Source organism: Leptospira selangorensis (assembly GCF_004769405.1).
In the GTDB taxonomy this organism is placed as follows: Bacteria; Spirochaetota; Leptospiria; order Leptospirales; family Leptospiraceae; genus Leptospira_B; species Leptospira_B selangorensis.
In genome coordinates, this window is sequence record NZ_RQES01000027.1 from 50,387 (window position 1) to 64,934 (window position 14,548).

Annotated in this window: 13 protein-coding genes; 4 read left to right on the top strand and 9 right to left on the bottom strand. The window is 39.8% G+C overall.

Annotated elements, in window-relative coordinates; translation table 11 throughout:
- Nucleotides 1-46: 46 nt before the first annotated feature.
- Nucleotides 47-553 carry a TlpA family protein disulfide reductase gene (locus tag EHO58_RS19320; protein WP_135626286.1) on the bottom strand — a complete coding sequence of 169 codons (507 nt, stop codon included), beginning with the start codon at nucleotides 551-553 and terminating at the stop codon, nucleotides 47-49.
- Nucleotides 554-655: 102 nt separating this feature from the next.
- On the opposite strand from EHO58_RS19320, the gene EHO58_RS19325 reads away from it, so the two are divergent.
- Nucleotides 656-1,075 carry a hypothetical protein gene (locus EHO58_RS19325; RefSeq protein WP_135681014.1) on the top strand — a complete coding sequence of 140 codons (420 nt, stop codon included), beginning with the start codon at nucleotides 656-658 and terminating at the stop codon, nucleotides 1,073-1,075.
- Here the strand turns inward: EHO58_RS19325 and EHO58_RS19330 are convergent.
- The 8 genes from EHO58_RS19330 to recN form a co-directional block, all read right to left on the bottom strand.
- Nucleotides 1,052-2,188, bottom strand: coding sequence for a glycosyltransferase family 4 protein (locus tag EHO58_RS19330; RefSeq protein WP_135681015.1), 1,137 nt, complete (start codon nucleotides 2,186-2,188; stop codon nucleotides 1,052-1,054). The genes EHO58_RS19325 and EHO58_RS19330 overlap by 24 nt on opposite strands.
- Nucleotides 2,189-2,216: 28 nt before the next feature.
- Nucleotides 2,217-3,068 (bottom strand): 3'(2'),5'-bisphosphate nucleotidase CysQ, encoded by an 852-nt coding sequence (locus EHO58_RS19335; protein WP_135681016.1) that lies wholly within the window; start codon nucleotides 3,066-3,068, stop codon nucleotides 2,217-2,219.
- 9 nt (nucleotides 3,069-3,077) lie between these two features.
- Complete coding sequence (locus EHO58_RS19340) at nucleotides 3,078-3,518, bottom strand: LIC11625 family surface-exposed protein (protein WP_135626282.1); 441 nt, start codon at nucleotides 3,516-3,518, stop codon at nucleotides 3,078-3,080.
- A gap of 60 nt (nucleotides 3,519-3,578) precedes the next feature.
- Nucleotides 3,579-5,780: an ATP-dependent helicase gene (locus EHO58_RS19345; protein ID WP_135681017.1), complete on the bottom strand. Its 2,202-nt coding sequence runs from the start codon at nucleotides 5,778-5,780 to the stop codon at nucleotides 3,579-3,581.
- A 12-nt stretch (nucleotides 5,781-5,792) separates the two neighbouring features.
- Entirely contained in the window at nucleotides 5,793-8,690 is a 2,898-nt protein-coding gene (locus EHO58_RS19350) for a BamA/OMP85 family outer membrane protein (protein ID WP_135626280.1), read from the bottom strand.
- Nucleotides 8,691-8,776: 86 nt separating this feature from the next.
- Nucleotides 8,777-9,244 (bottom strand): ExbD/TolR family protein, encoded by a 468-nt coding sequence (locus EHO58_RS19355; RefSeq protein ID WP_135626279.1) that lies wholly within the window; start codon nucleotides 9,242-9,244, stop codon nucleotides 8,777-8,779.
- Between the two features lies 1 nt (nucleotide 9,245).
- On the bottom strand, nucleotides 9,246-9,851 hold the full coding sequence (locus EHO58_RS19360; protein WP_135626278.1) for a MotA/TolQ/ExbB proton channel family protein: 606 nt from the start codon (nucleotides 9,849-9,851) through the stop codon (nucleotides 9,246-9,248).
- A gap of 131 nt (nucleotides 9,852-9,982) precedes the next feature.
- Nucleotides 9,983-11,689, bottom strand: a complete 1,707-nt coding sequence (recN, locus tag EHO58_RS19365; protein ID WP_135681018.1) for a DNA repair protein RecN — start codon at nucleotides 11,687-11,689, stop codon at nucleotides 9,983-9,985.
- A 595-nt stretch (nucleotides 11,690-12,284) separates the two neighbouring features.
- Between recN and EHO58_RS19760 the strand changes: the two genes are divergently transcribed.
- The 3 genes from EHO58_RS19760 (at nucleotide 12,285) to EHO58_RS19380 (ending at nucleotide 14,234) form a co-directional block, all read left to right on the top strand.
- Entirely contained in the window at nucleotides 12,285-12,461 is a 177-nt protein-coding gene (locus EHO58_RS19760; protein ID WP_244241243.1) for a hypothetical protein, read from the top strand.
- Nucleotides 12,462-12,775: 314 nt separating this feature from the next.
- Nucleotides 12,776-13,480: a histidine kinase gene (locus EHO58_RS19375; RefSeq protein ID WP_135681019.1), complete on the top strand. Its 705-nt coding sequence runs from the start codon at nucleotides 12,776-12,778 to the stop codon at nucleotides 13,478-13,480.
- Entirely contained in the window at nucleotides 13,464-14,234 is a 771-nt protein-coding gene (locus EHO58_RS19380) for an SDR family NAD(P)-dependent oxidoreductase (RefSeq protein WP_135616469.1), read from the top strand. Before EHO58_RS19375 ends, EHO58_RS19380 begins: the two co-directional genes overlap by 17 nt.
- Nucleotides 14,235-14,548 lie beyond the last annotated feature (314 nt).

Genomic DNA, 14,548 nt, shown 5'->3' on the forward strand with positions numbered 1-14,548 from the left:
TGAGTTTGGTTTTTTATTGCACGATCGTTATGGATAAAGCTCAATTCTATGGAGATTCGAGCCAGTTTTTTAGTCTTCCGGTCAATATTGGTAGATCTTTCTCTGAAATTCCATATTGGGAATGAAGTTTCTTTCCGGATTTGCTAAATACGAATAAAGCGGGTTGTCCCTCTATCTTAAGAGGAGTTACAAGTTCCCATTTCGGGTCTAAAAGGCTTGGGTATAACATTCCAAATTCAGAAGCTGCTTTTCTGATCTCTTCTAAACTTAGATCGTCTTCCGTATTCACTCCTAACACGATAGCAGGAGAATCTTTCAATTTACCTCTTAATTTTTCAACCACAGGGACCGCTTTTTTGCAAGGTTCACACCAACTTGCCCAGAAATCCAAGACGACTAATTTTCCCTTGTCCTCTGAAAATTTATGAGAATTCCCGTCCCAATCTTGGAGGGTTACCTGATAGAGCAAAGGTTGCTCATCCGATCTGCAATCGTTTAAGAATAAAATGGAAAAAAGAAGAAGTAAAACTGGCCAGGCTTTTCTAAAAACCATACTTCCAGATTACAAATAAGAATCAAAGCTACAAGTCATTTACGTCCAATTCTACCTTGCTTTAAAGAGTGCGGATCAAAAACTTGTATAGAGTTTTCAGCCTTGGAAGAAACTAGGATCTATAATTACTATTTCCAATTTTCAGAATTCCAATCTTATTTGGAAGGAAGAAGGTTCCAAGGAGAAGGGATCCAGTTTGATTCCGGATCCCCTCAAGGAAGTAACAAACCCCCGTCTCTCTTAGCATTTCTAGAGCCTAAAAAAGGATTTATACTACAATTAAGATCCGGTAAAAATTTGGAAAGGATCTGCAATGACTGGACGGACAGTTCCTGGGAAAGAAAAGAAGATCTATTCGTTTGGAACGTAAATCCTACAGAGCAAATTTATTTCCAAGCCTTGGATAGAAATCGGATCCATATTCACTGGAAAGCTTCTACTGATATTATTTTTTCGGGAACGATAGAAGTAAGGGCTAAATCTATTTTCCAAAAGATTTTAGGACCTTTTGGAAGAAACTAGATCCCTAAAAATTTTTTTAACTAGAGCGGCAGACTTCTTTCTTTCAAATCTTTTCAGATCTGCTTTCGGAAATTTAAATTTTTTCTTTTGAAAGTCTAAAAGGGCTTTTTTCCAGTCTTCCACCGATTCCGAAGAAATATATATACAGGATTTTTTTCCTATTTCTCTAAATACTTCTAGATCGGAAACGATACAAGGAATAGAATAAGCAAGCGCCTCTAAAAGTGGGATCCCAAACCCTTCATAAACGGATGGGAATATAAAAAGACTCGCTTGAGAGTATAAATATTTTAGCTCTTCTTCATTTACAAAATCGAACCAGTAAAGCTCTCCAGATCCGGAAAATTCTTTGAACTTTTCTAGAAACTCTGGAGATTCCCAACCTTCTTTTCCGGCATGGACCCAAACCAGGTCAGATCTTTCCTTTCTGGCTTCTTGGTAAGCTTTTAAGAGTGTTCCGAAATTTTTACGAGGTTCTAACGTAGAAACCGTTAGGAAAAATTTTTTTGGAAGTTTAGAGATCCGTTTTGTAGGAGGAACTTTTATTTTTTTGATCTCTTTAGGATCATAACCTGGATAGATTATATCTATTTTTTCTTTAGAAAATGAAGAATATTTTAAGATCTCGGAAGATGTGAATTCCGAGTTTGCTAAAATAAAATCAGCTCTTTGGATACTTCTTCTTAAATAAAAAAGCTGCTGAAATCTTGCGATAGGCCTCATTGTTTCCGGAAAACGATAGGCTACAAAATCGTGATAAGTCAAAACTCCCGGAATACTTCTAGATAAAAAAAGAGGAAATACCTGCTGTGTTCCCCAAAATAGATCAATCTCATATTTTCTGAGTTGAAAAGGAAGGTAGAATACAAAGTAAATCCCTCCTATTTTAGAGAACAGACCTTGTCCGATCACAGGTTTTATATTCGGATTTCTGAATAGATCCTTATAACCTTCATGGATTGGTTTGTGAGAAAAAAGATAAAATTCAAAATCAGGATCTTTTTCGAAACCTTTCAAAACGGATTCGATCAATCTTCCTACTCCCGAAACAGGAGTGGATAAAGGCCTTGCATCCAAGGCGATCTTGTATTTTTTTTTGTTTAGATTGGACAAGCTAAGAATGGCCTTTTCTAAAATTGATTTACCAACGATCTCTAACGGAACCTTGGAGGGAAGTTTTAAACTTTTCCCAGAATTGAGTCACAAGTTCTGAATCTCCTGCGAGTAACCCTATTCCCAATTTAGAAGTTAAAAATGGATAATCTTTGCCGGAACGGATTTCCAGATCTTTTCCTAAGGAGGCTCGTAGTATCGCAATCCCACCTGCCACATCCCAATCGTTTTTAGGTCGGAGAGAAAGTGTTAAAGGATATTTTCCGACTGCAACCAAGGCAAGTTTATAAGCAATGGAACCTTTTGGCTCTAATACAAAATCATTTCCATAATCTAATTTTTTGAATAGTCCTGCTTTTGTTTCAGAAATGGAAACTAAAATTTTAGGAAGTTCGGAAGATTCAAGTTTCGGAAGATAGAAAGTATTCTCCCAATCGATCTGATTTTCCAGATAAGGGGACTTTAAGATTGTATAATATGCGCCCTTACCTTCCGCTCCCCAAAAAAATTCTCCAGTAGCAGGATTCATTACTATCCCAAAAACTGGTTTACCTTCTTCCAAAAGGCCGAGGCTAATCGCAAACTCCGGATTTTTAGCTACAAATTCTCTGGTTCCGTCGATCGGATCCAAGATCCAAACTCTTTCTCCTTGTAGGGAAGAATGAGAGAAATTCGAATCTTCTTCTGAATAAACTTTGTCTTTTAGGATTTTGCGAATGCCGCCCGCAATGATCTCGTTTGCTTGCAGGTCGGCTTCAGTGAGAGGATCACCTTTGGATTTTTCCATCACATGGAAATTTGTTCCATAGATGGAAAGTATCCGATCTGCGGCTTCCAGAACAAGTTTAGAAACTAATTCCGCTTCTTCCGGAAATCGCATGAAAAGGGATTATTTTCCGGTAGTTGGCTGAGCCGGTTGTTTATCTTCCTTATGAGGTTCTTCTTCCAAAGTATCTGGACGAACATAGAACACTTCATTGATAGGAGTTTGAAGATAAATTTCCGGATCCATTAGATAACTGTAAAATACGATATAAGTTTTGTATTTTACATACACTCCGAAAGTTCCCTTTTGAGGCTCATAAGAAATAGAATCCGCTTTTAGATCCTTGGTGTATTCCTTATAATCCAGGTATTTACGATGAAGGCTGTATTTTAAAGCGGAGAGAAGATTTTTTTCCAACATCGCTTTTTTAGCGGATTCGGAAACTTTTCGATTCTTATTAAATTCTTCTACTTTATTAAATTCTTCTACTAAACCGCTGACTTTTCCAGCAAACAATGGGGTCCCGAGGCAGATAGCCAAGGCTAGTATTACGATCCGTTTCATTGTTTCTCCTATGTTCCTGTGAATAATATCGGTATTTTAGGGGGTGAACTTTCCCCCTTGTTATAATTTCTCTAAGGGAGTATAGGCAAGGAAAAAGTTCTTCTCCAGGCCCCCGAACTTGATTTTTACCTTCCGGTTTTTGCCGCTTCCTTGGACAGAAATCACTTGCCCCAGGCCAAATTGGGCATGTTTGACCCTATCTCCTTCCCTGATATCCGCCTCTTCTCCTAAAGGTTTGGAAGAATCTTCCCTTTCCCTAGGAGTTTCCGGGATTTTATACGCTCCAGAAGAAGCAGCCGGAGGCCCGGATGGTCTGCGGACTCCTTTTTGGGCGAGAATACCTTCTTCTCCAAAACATTCCGACGGGATTTCAGGAAGGAATCTAGAAGGGATCCGGTCCTCAACTTTTCCGAATTTACGGGAGGTCCTCGAATAGCTTAGGTATAATTTCACTCGAGCGCGGGTCAAGGCTACGTAAAAAAGTCTTCTTTCTTCTTCCTCACCGTTCGGTTCTTCCAAACTCATGGAATGAGGGAAGGTCCCCTCTTCCAGACCGGTCAGAAATACCGTAGGGAATTCCAGTCCTTTTGCATTATGGACTGTCATGAGATGAACATAATCTGTGAGTTGAGCTGAATCCTCTTCGGAAGTAAGAAGGCTGATCTGATTCAGATATTCTTCTAAGTTAGGAGATTCTTCCCTGGACTCGTATTCTTCGATTGAGTTCACAAACTCTCGGACGTTCTCCACTTTAGAGATTGCTTCCTCATCGTGGATATCTCTTTCCATATAGTCGATCCAACCGGATCTTCCTACTATTTCCAAAGCGATCTTAGAAGGAAGTTCTCCTTTTTCCTTTCGATCGATAAGATCGTCGAATAAATGATATAGTTCTTTTGCTTTTCCTAAACTTGCTTTTTTTAGAGGAAGATCAGGATGCCCAATCGCTTCCAAAAATGAAATCCCTTGGTCCAAGGAAAATTTACGGATTTTCTCTATACTTGCCTCACCGATACCACGGGGAGGTGTATTCACAATTCTTAATAAAGAATTGGAATCCATAGGATTTGCTACCACGTTTAGATACGCGATCATATCCTTGATCTCAGCTCTATCGAAAAATCTGAAACCACCGAAAATTTTATATGGGATACCGGAAGCCCTAAGTCCTTCTTCAAAATATCTGGATTGCGCATTTGTTCTATAGAAGATCGCAAAATCCTTGTATTCAGATCCTCTTGCGGAACCTGCTCTGATCTTTTTGACTATATCGTAAGCTTCTTCTGTTTCATTCTCGAATTGAGAAACGCCAATTGGTTCTCCCAATTCATTATTCGTGAATAATTCTTTCTCTTTTCTTCCGCTATTATTTGAAATTACTTTAGATGCAGCGCGTATGATCCTGGAAGTAGAACGATAATTTTCTTCTAACTTTACGACGTATGCATTCGGAAAATCACTTTCGAAATTTAAAATATTCGAAATATCCGCCCCTCTCCAGGAGTAGATGGACTGGTCGTCGTCACCTACCACACAAAGATTTCCTCTGTCGCCGGAAAGCAAACGTACTAATGTATATTGCGCCTTGTTTGTATCCTGATACTCATCCACCATGATATAATTCCATCTATCTTGGTAGGACTTAAGGACTCCCGGATTCTCTCTGAATAATTCTACGGTTTTTTGGATTAGATCCCCAAAATCCAATGCCTGGTTTTTTTTCTTACGTTTCTCATATTCTTCATAGATATTCGAGATCATCTGAGATCTGTGCGAAAAATTCTCTTTTCGGATATAAAAATCAGAATCGGAAAGTCCATCTTTCCAAGATGAAAAGATCCCTGTCAAAGAAGAAGGTTTATACTGTTTAGGATCCTCATGTAGATCCTTAATCACCTGTTTGATTAAGGATTCCTGTAATACCGAATCATATACTGTAAATCCGGAAGGCATTCCAAGATAAGAGGTTTCTTTTCTCAAAATATATAAACAAAGAGAGTGAAATGTTTTGATCTGCACATTCCATGGGATGGAAGGTACAAGTTTACCTACCCTTTCCAACATTTCTGCCGCAGCTTTATTGGTAAAAGTAAGCGCACAAATTGAATCTGTTCTTTTGTTCAGGATCAAATTTGCGATCCTGTGAGTGATTACCCTGGTTTTCCCGGAGCCAGCACCTGCTAAAATTAAAACAGGGCCTTCCAATCTTTCAACTGCGGCTTTCTGCGGATCATTTAAGCCTTGTACTAGATCAACTGACAAAGCAAAAACTCCTTAAAATCTATAATCACCGATACCGAATACGAACTGGAATGCGTTGTCAGATTCATATCTTTCGAAAGGTGCCCAGAAATTTCCGGTAGGTTTTAACTTTTGAGCAAAGTAAATACGCAAAGGAAGTACAGGGATCTGAACTCTCAAACCCACACCCCAAGAATATCTCATTCTATCCATTGCAACGTTATCCGATGATAGGATCAATCTCCCAGGGTTATTCAATTCGTCATAAGTTACGTCGGCCTTACGTCCATTCTGCAAATTGAAATTGTTTTGGATATACCAACCGATCGGGTTTGCGGCAATCTGATCCGCCTTATTCTTATCATAAGATTCGAAATAATCTTTTTTCGTTCCTACGGCACGGTTCGTCTGTTCGTAAAGTGCTCCTCCGTCCAAGAAGACCACAAGCCAGAGTAAACTTGGTTCTATTGGAATACGTATCTCGGTATCGAAAAGAATACGATGTTGGGCACCGTCTCTCCATTCTACAGGATACTTTTGGTCGTTATAATACCAACCTCTTAAGGATTCATAACCACCTATGATGAGCAAATCCTGAGGTCGAATATAAGGATCCTGGACAGGGTCCTGGTTATGAGACCCTCCCGCAGGAGCTCTTTGGAAAATAAAGGTATCGGAGGTCCTGAATTCCTGGACCACTCTCCATCTACGAAGAGCGTTGTTTCGGATCAAACCTCCGAATGTAAAGTCGAACCAAGTATGATAATATTCCGCTAGGATCCTATATTGGTCGAAGTGAGAAGATCCGCCCAAATACTGCCCCACGTTATCCACCTGGAAGAGTAGATCATAACCTCTAGTAGGAGCGAATACGTTATCTCGGATATCATAAGCGAGACCGTTCGTGACCTGGGAACGGAATTGCCATCCCCTTCTCACGTTAGCCAAAACCGCATCGGATACAAGCGCAGTCGGGTTTGAATAAGAATAAAATGCAGGAGTATATCTATGGAAGTGAGTCCAATTGGTCCCAAGTCTGTGAGCCAGTCCCATGGTAACCCCTAAACCGTTGTTATCATAAGTGGCATTCTCAACAGTTGGAGAAGTTGTACTATCCGAAATAGAGATCGTAGAAGTAGAACCTAAGAATATGGTTCTTGAGAAATAAAACATGGAAAGTGAAAGAGACCAAGGAGTATCATACATCCAAGGTTCAGTCCAAGAAATTTGGAAGGATCTACGATAAGGTCCGAATTCCAAACGTCCCGAAACTTTTTGACCTGTTCCGTTTAAGTTGTTCTCACCGATCTCTGTGAAGATCGTAAATCCAGTGATTGTTCCATAACCACCACCCATGGAAACTGTTCCAGTAGGCTGTTCTAATACTTCAATAACCAGGTTCATCTTTGTATCATCTGAACCTGGTCTCATGTTAAAGTTTACTTCTTTGAAATAACCTAGGTTAAAAATCCTTTCCCTGGAACGGTTTACTAAAGTAGAATCGAATAAGTCTCCCGATTTGAAGAGTAACTCTCTTCGGATTACCTTATCCTGGGTTTTTTTATTTCCTTTGATGATTACGTTTTCGATCTGAGCCAGATTGTTCTCGCGGACGGTAAAGTCGACGTGAACGAATTTACGACCCCTCAGTTCAGGACTTTCTCTATAAATTTCCCTTAATTTACGGATATTTAATTGTTTATATTCCTCTTCGCAGGACTTTTTCTCCACCTCTGTCCGTCTGGAGGCGCAATTTTCATAATATTCTAAACTTTCGGAATCCAAAGAAACGATCTTTCTTCTCGGAATTACCTGGGCAAAAATATGGCCCTTAGAACCGTAGAGTTCGTTTACTGTAGCTCTATCCCTGGAGAATACAGTCTCGTCAAAAATTTCTCCGGCGTCTTTAGAACTATAATCTAAAGATTTTTCAATCTCAGGGACAGTGAATAGAGGTTTTAATTTATCCTTAGGAGTTTCAGGAGGGTTATTCTCTTTGTTCAAGAAAATCGGTCTACCGTCCCCGTCCGTAGTCATATCATGAGCAACTGTATATCCGTTAAAATAATACACTTGTCCTTCGTAGAGTTTGATATTGACTATGATTACCCTTCTGTTTTTCTTTTCAGGGTTTTCCCAATGGATTTCCCAGTTGGTACCTTCTCGGATCAATTCCGAATCCAAATACCCTTTACTTCTTAAATAAGCCTGAATAACTTCTTTATCTTTTTCAAAAGAACTTTCTTTGAAGTTACCACCTTCGAATAAACCTTCTTCTTTTAACTCCATGAGTCCTATGATCTCAGAAGTTTCGATGGTCTCATTTCCGTAGATATTGATCTTTGCGACAGGGATCTCTTCTCCCTCGTCAATGATGAAACGGACCTTTACTAAGTTTGTTTTTGGATCGGGTTTTCCAAGTTCAACTTTTACATATGCAAGGAAAAATCCTTCATCTTTATATTTTTGTAATATAACATCCCTGGATTTAGTAACCTTCTGAGGAGTAATTACCTCGTTATCTTTTAGAGGCATTTTATCTCGGAGATCCGCAGGAAAAACTTCGTCTGCTCCGATAAATTCAACTTCCTTAACTCGCGGTCTTTCTCTCAGTTCGAAAATGACCCGAACGCCTCCTTCCATTTCTTCCGCTTTAATATCTATAAAGTAGAAGAACCCGGAAGCGAATAATGCTTTTAAATCCCGATCTATGATCCCTCTGGTGAGAAGTTTACCAGTTCTCAATTCCAAAAGACCGCTGATATCCGAATCGGATGTGTTTTTATTTCCGTTAAATTTTATTTCTCTTACGATCTTTCCGAAATAATCGCTCTTTTTAGAGAAAAGTTGAGAGATCTCGCCGGAGTAAAAAAAGAATCCGCTTACAAAAATAACGGCAAAGGATTTATATATAGATAATTTTCGTTTCAAGAGTCTTTTGAAATCGCCATAAGGCTTTATTTAAAATCGAGACCGTTTACCTTCTCGAAATAAGTCTTTAGATCCACCTGAGCGGATCACTGACCTCCCGGTTGACGAACCATCGCAAGATTGAATCTTGTAACTCCGGCTTCGTTCACTTTATCGATCACTTTGACGATGGTTTGGTAATTCGCTCCACCATCACCTCTGATAATCACCCGATTTTTGCTCTGGTCTTTTTTGTCTTTGTCGTCGCCCTGGTTTTGGCCATTGAACAATTTTATTTTTTCAGTCAGTTTTTCTATAGGAACAGGCTCAGTGTCCTTATCTAGGAAAATTTTTCCGTCCTTATTGACAGTGATTACAAGTTCGTCCTTTTTCTTTTCCTGAGCGGTGCTGGAAGATCTAGGGAGTTCTATTTTTACGACTGTGGATTTTTCCAAGGTCGCATTCATCAAAAAATAAATTACGATGAAACAAATAACGTCGATCATAGGCGCAAGCTCGATCTGGCCTGCCCTAAAACTTCCGCTTTCTCCCCGATTCCACTTTTTGAATTTCATCTTATTTTAAAAACCTAAGCGCCTGCTCGGAAAGACTTTCCATTTCGGAAATTGCGTCTTCTTTTTTCTTTTGGAAGAAGTTATGGAAAATATAAGCTGGGATCGCAACCGCAAGTCCCATAGCTGTAGTGATCAATGCCTCACTGATCCCCACTTCCGCTCCTCTTGTTCCAGAACCTTCCGCAAAGGAACGAATAATACCAAGAACGGTTCCCAATACTCCTAAAAGTGGAGAGATAGTAGCAATTGTAGCTAACGGAGAGAGGAATTTTTCCATTCTCTGGATCTGGTTTAATCCTTGGGTAAGAATTTCATCATCCACAGAAGATGCATTTTTCTTAAACTGGGTAATACCTGCTTGTAACACCTGAGAGACCGGCCCCTGGCTCAGGCTTCTCATTAAATCGGAAGCTGAATCGTAGTTTTTTTCTCTGAGTAGATCTTTTACCCTTCTCCAATCATCAGGAGTAATGGCCTTCCAACGAGAAAAGAAGATCAGCCTTTCTATGATTATTGTAAATCCTACTATAGAAACTAGAAGGATCAGAATAGGTACGGTTTCCGGCGGAATAATGGAAACCAAAGAATCTGTTTTGGCAAGAATCATATCGGCTTGAGGTTCTCCATGGAGTAGGGTTTCCAACTCGGCTGTCCCTGCCAAACGATTTTTAAAAGGAAGTTTTCCTTTTTACCGAGAGCAAATTCTGCCCCGGTAAAAAGCGAACTTGAGAAGACGAATTATACCGCCTTCTTTTTGAGCAGTTCCTTAGCGTGATGGAGAGCGCCTTTGGAGATATTTTGACCCGCGATCATTCTCGCAAGTTCCATAGTTCTCTCCTCCATTCCTAAGAATTCAGTTTCGGAGACGGTTCTTCCCTCTTTGAGTCGTTTACTTACGAGAAGATGATGATCTGCAGCCGCAGCAATCTGCTGTAAATGTGTGACCAATATGATTTGATGAGTTTTAGAAAGGGTTCTGAGTTTTTTTGCGACGTCAGAAGCAATCTCTCCACCCAGACCGGAGTCAATCTCATCAAAAACTAAAACTTTTCCGTCAAAATTGGAACCAAGCACACTCTTGATGGCCAACATTACTCTAGAAATTTCTCCTCCAGAAGCAATTTTACGAAGAGGTCTCGGCTTTTCTCCAGGGTTCGGACTAAAATAGAATTCGGCCTGATCCAATCCGAATTCGTTTACCAAATAGGATTTTCCCTGGGCCTCAACTTCTCCTTCTGGGCTTGTTTCCCAACGAAGTACCACTTGTAAACCGGCCCCCTTCATTCCCAAAACTTCTAGTTCTGATTTGAGTTTGGATTCGAACTTGTTCAATACTTCTCGCCTAGATTTGGAAAGTTGCAAACAAGACTGAGTAAGCTTATCTGCTGCCTTTTTCTTTTCTTTTTCCAGAGAAGTTTTAGAATCTAAATTCTGCTCTAAGGCAGAAAGTTCATCCTCCGCCTTCTTCTTTGTTTCTAAAATTTCAGAAATTGAATTTCCGTATTTTTTCTTTAATTTTTGGATCAGATCTAGTCTAGACTGCACATGTGATAATCTTTCCGGGGAGAAAAATACCTCTTCCTTTTGGTCTTGCGCAGCAGTATTGATCTCGCGGATCGTAACATATGCTTCCTTAAGAGCGGAATCCATTTCGTTTAATGATTCGTTCAAAACTTTAATCTTATCGGAAGCGGCAAGTACCTTGGGAAAAATCCCTAAAACAGAAGATTCACTTTCATGCAAATAACCGGTAATTATATCCAGGTTCTCTGCGAGTTTTTCCCCGTGGACTAGTAGGTTTTCTTCCTTACTCAGTTCTTCCTCTTCTCCCGGTTTTAAATTAGCAGTATGGATCTCTTCTATCTGGTATTGAAGTATCTCTTTTTTACGATTTCTGTCCGCATGAGACAATTCTAATTCTTCTAATCTTTTTTTAAGACTTTTATAAGTTAAAAATCCCTCCTTCACTTCTCCCCTCAGAGTATGCAAACCTGCAAAACTATCCAGTATATCCAACTGTTGGGCTTTGTCCAAAAGTAAGATTTGATCGTTCTGGTTATGTACTTCGGATAGGATCTCACCTAAACCACGAAGTACCTGAGCAGAAGAAAGTGAATGATTGATCTGTATTTTTGTTTTTCCATCCCGAGTGAATTCCTTTCGGATCACGATCGCAGAACCATTTAAAGGAAATCCATGTTCCCTCATCCAAGTTATGGCGCTTGGATTTTGAGAAATATCGAACTCCGCTTCAAGGCAATACTTATCCGAACCTGTTCGGATATCCATAGTACTACTCTTTCCCCCAAGTAAGGAAGAAAGAGCATCCAGTAAGAGAGATTTTCCGGAACCGGTCTCTCCAGTAATCGCAGTTAGCCCCTTGCTCAGATCGATTTGGGCGGATTCAATTAATGCAAAGTCTCGAATAGTAATTGTTTGCAGCATGATTTGTCCTCTTGGCAACAATATACTATTCGTACGTTTATATACTTTTGTAAACTATTTTTTTGTATAGTATTTTAAAAAATTCAGAAAATAGATATTATCCAGATCCATAGAATCGATATTACAATCTCAATCGTGATTTTAAATATCCGCTAAATCGTATTTCCATGCATCAGCGAAGGATGGCGGAAAATATGCGAAAATTTATAGGAATTTCATATAAATCAAATTCAGTAGAAAGTTAATAAAATCGTAATTTATAGAAATTAAAAAGGATTTGAAATACAAAAATCCTGCAAAACCTTATTATGATAGTTTGAGATTAAATTTCATGTCGTCGCTAAGCAAATTCATTTGTCTTATACTATTATTCTCGATTTATAACTGCGACCATAAAGAGGAAGAAAACCTCCTCCTATCTCCCCCCTGGATGGAATGCGGTGCTTTTTCAATATGTATTGCAAAAACACCTAAATCCGATCATCCCGAATTTATCGGAATCTGGAAGAATCAAGATTTTACGGATTCCTGCACTCAAACAACAATAACATATAATTTTAATGATACAGTCGTTTCTCTTTGGACATTTGATCAAATGAAGGACGCATGTGCTACTCATTCTAATTACAATTTACAATTAGAATGGAAAATCGATTCTGGGCAGTATTGCGAAAAGGTTTGGATGAGCGATGTTTCTCCATGGAATTGTTACTCTTACTCGATCAACTCGACCGATTTGATCATTGATTCTAAGACATATACAAAACAGTGAGTATATATCCCAACCCTTGGCGTCTTAGCGTGAGTAAATTTAACCAGGACTTTTTCCACGCGAAGCCGCAAAGAATAGAAGATCCCTTTCATAACACCCCGCGAAGGATCGAGCCGTGGTCAAAAAATCGTGAATGCGGTTTTTTGACCGGAGGTGAGAGCCTGATCCGAGACGGATGGAGTCCGGATCGGACGCGGCCCGCCCTCTAAGTTTGTATCCTTTTTGAGATCTGGGAATAGCTGATTTTTGATTGCATGAATCCTCATAGAGGAAAGACTAGGATTGATTTTTCTCCCACAGAGGACTAAACGAGCATGGCAAAAAGTTTCAAAGATTTAGACGCCCAGCTCTCAGAATACATCCTCAACCGCTCCCGCATCTCTGTTCAATCTTCCAGAATGAATTCCAAATTGGAAAAATACGTTTTGCGTATTCTAACGGAAGTTCTGGAAAAATTAGGCCAGACTAGATACATAGAGATGTTGTATACGATCACCAAAGAAATGGCGATCAACGGAGTGAAGGCCAACCAAAAGAGGGTTTTCTTCGAGGATCTTGGTCTAGATATCCGAAATCATGAACATTACGACCAGGGTCTGGCTCAGTTCAAACAGAACTTCTCCGAAAAAATGGCCGATGAATACGGGAAGCGTTGTCTTGCCAGAGGCGTTTTTGTCAAAATTTCAGTAATCTATACCGCAGAAGGTTTGGTAGTCGAAGTAGTTAATAATACTCCTGTGATCGAGATCGAAGAATCTCGTATGAGGGAGAAGATGAGAAAGGCGATGGAATATAATGATATCGCCGAGTTCTATATGGATAATATGGACAATACAGAGGGAGCCGGTCTTGGAATCGCTCTTATCATGATCCTTCTCAAAAGTGAGAATATTGATCCGAACCTTTTCAGGATCCAGACAAGCCCAGCAGAAACCGTCGCCAGGGTAGAAATCCCTTTCACCGACAATTACGTAACCATTAGAAGTAAGGAAATCAACCAAGTTGGAAATCACAAATAAGACTGCCGTAGTCACCGGTTCCGCCGGAGGCTTAGGCAAAGAGATGGCCCTTCATTTTGCGAAATTGGGAGCCAATATCGTTCTATCGGATATCTCCGAAGAGAAACTTGCAGGAGCCAAAAAAGAGATCGAAGCTCTGGGAGCTAAGGTAATCGCAGTTCCGACAGACGTTTCTAAGGAAAAAGACGCTGTTGAACTCATGGAAAAAGCGGTTTCCGCTTTTGGTTCCGTGGACATTGCGGTTTTGAATGCAGGGATCTTAAGAGATGGTCTCTTAATAAAAGCGGATAAACAAACTGGAAAAGTTGCATCCAAGATGTCTTTGGCAGAATGGCAGGCTGTGATCGATGTAAACCTGACCGGAGTATTCTTAACAGGTAGAGAAGCTGCGGTTCAAATGGTAAATAACGGTACCAAAGGGGTGATCATCCCTATTGCTTCCGTTTCAATGCATGGTAACCCGGGCCAAACTAATTATTCCGCGGCAAAAGCGGGTGTGGCTGCTATGACCAAATTATGGGCGAAGGAACTCAGTCGTTATGGAATCAGGGTCGCAGGGATTGCACCTGGATTTATCGCTACCGAAATGGTAATGAAAGACATGAATCCGGAAGCTCTTAAAAAATGGGAAGCTCTGATCCCTATCGGTAGATTGGGCAGACCGGATGAAATTGCAAACACGGCGGTATTCATCGCTCAAAACGATCTGGTAGACGGAGTCGTTTTGGAAATTTCCGGAGGGGTCAAAATTTGACCCCTTTGTTTCTATTACTCCCTTCTTCAGTCCATTAGTTTTCCCTAATTCTTCCACACTTTTGCCTTCAATAATTTCGTTTCGCCTATCTTGGTTAGCCTGAAAGCTTGTTCATTCTTCTAAACGTTTTCTTGAATTAGAATTCTGGCAAATTCAAACTTTATAATAGTACAGATTTAGTTTATTGTTAAATTAGAATATTGAGTTTTTGGGATCTTCTAAACGTAAGAGGGTTCTAATATTCGAAGGAAAATTGAAATTATTTAAGTCTTATCGCCCGGACTATAAGGACGGGGAACAAAAAAGGGACTTCC